Source organism: Niallia sp. MER 6 (genome assembly GCF_023714395.1).
Taxonomy (GTDB): Bacteria; Bacillota; Bacilli; order Bacillales; family Cytobacillaceae; genus Niallia.
In genome coordinates this window covers 1-476 of sequence record NZ_JAMAUK010000114.1, presented here as the reverse complement: position 1 = coordinate 476, position 476 = coordinate 1, and the positions used below count along the sequence as shown (strand labels likewise).

1 pseudogene is annotated in these 476 nt (G+C 50.8%); it reads right to left on the bottom strand.

The annotated features are described in order from the left end of the window. Positions 1-476, bottom strand: a pseudogene (ydeA, locus tag M3600_RS28565) (L-arabinose MFS transporter); the annotation flags it as partial.

Here is a 476-nt window from a genome sequence, read left to right as displayed (position 1 = left end):
ATATAATGATTGACCAAATTAACGCGGCAAAAGCAGGCACCGCGCCCACATAACCAATCATCGACATTGACCAGTGCAAACTCACCTGATTACCTACCAACGCACCCGCCCCGATTCCAATATTAAATATGCCGGAGAATAGCGCCATCGCGACGTCGGTAGCATCTGGTGCCAGCGCCAGCACTTTAACCTGCATACCAAGCCCGATGATCATCATCGCGATCCCCCAGAAAATACTCAGCACCCCGAGGTGTATTTCACTGTTCGCCGCAGGTAACAGCAATGCCAGGCACACCAGCAACAGCGCAATCGCCGTACTCACCAACGCAGACGCATACTGATTACCCAGTTTACCGAAAATCACGCTGCCAATAATGCCCGCACCACCGAGTAATAACAGTAATGCCGTGGCAAAGTTGGCGCTGAATCCCGCAATGTTTTGTACAAAAGGCTCGATATAGCTGTATGCCGTGTAA